The organism is Gelidibacter salicanalis, assembly GCF_016469035.1.
GTDB classification, from domain to species: domain Bacteria; phylum Bacteroidota; class Bacteroidia; order Flavobacteriales; family Flavobacteriaceae; genus Gelidibacter; species Gelidibacter salicanalis_A.
In genome coordinates, this window is record NZ_JAEHJZ010000093.1 from 1 (window position 1) to 1,147 (window position 1,147).

Genomic DNA, 1,147 nt, shown 5'->3' on the forward strand with positions numbered 1-1,147 from the left:
TATGTGCGCTACGCATACCATATATCTATAGGGTGCAAGTCCCGAACGAGCCTGCCAATGGGAATCGTTAGCCAAGAGCAAGGGTGTCTTTCGTGAGGGGGAATCTGAAGGAAGCTGGCGGCAAATCTGTGATTGAACGAACAGAAACATAATATAAGGCTTACTCTGTGGGTCAGTGGGCATTAGACCGCAAAGCCCGATAGTTGGACGTAAACAGAGGTAGTAAATTATGTCAGTTACATTGAAAGAGATATGAGTTTACCGTAGGAGGTCTGCAATAGTTAACCGAGGCTGAGACGAGCGAACTGTTTAGGCAAAGTGTTATTGCAGAAGTCAGCCGAAGCCATAGTAGTGAAGAAGCATTTGTAATGAATGTGGAGCGAAGGGCTGAATCCTTAAAGCTGGGGAGTTTTTTTTTAGAATAGTAAAAGACAATGAAAAAGGATAGAAAACAGTTGAAGAATCAGATGAAGCCTGCTGGACAGGAAGAATGTTTTCATGGCAACGACCTTTTCGCTGTAGCGACACCCGTATGGTTTCAAAGCAGTGGAAAGGTAAATCCTGAGTGGCTTTCTATATGCAGGGAAGAACGAGATCAGACAACAAATTTACTGGAACAAGTTATAAGTTTCAGGAATTTGCAAAAAGCCTATAAGCAGGTAAGAAGCAACGGCGGAAGTGCAGGAGTAGATAAAATGAGCGTACAAGACTTTGGAGATTGGTTTGCCGAGCACTACCAAGACCTTCAAATGGAACTACAACAAGAAGTCTATGAACCACAAGCCGTTAAAGGGATCCAAATCCCGAAACCCAAAGGAGGATTTCGTCAATTGGGCATCCCCACCGTAAAAGACCGAGTGGTGCAACAAGCCATCGGCCAAGTATTGCAACCAATATTTGATCCCAAGTTCTCGCCCAACAGTTACGGGTTCCGTCCCAAACGCAATGCTCATCAAGCTCTGAGACAGGCCTGTAAGTTTGTCAAATTAGGCAAGACCAAGGCAGTAGATTTAGACTTAGCCAAATTCTTTGACGAAGTAAACCACCAAAGATTGATGTGGCTATTGAGTACCAGAATAGGAGACAAGCAACTTTTACGACTTATCTTAAAGATTCTAAAGACGGACATTCTAACCGATGGACTTCA

General features: G+C 43.7%; 1 protein-coding gene. It reads left to right on the plus strand.

What is annotated here, in order from left to right:
- Window positions 1–434: 434 nt before the first annotated feature.
- Window positions 435–1,147: reverse transcriptase domain-containing protein (locus JEM65_RS20920; protein ID WP_262895274.1), on the plus strand; the 713-nt coding region annotated here is incomplete at its 3' end.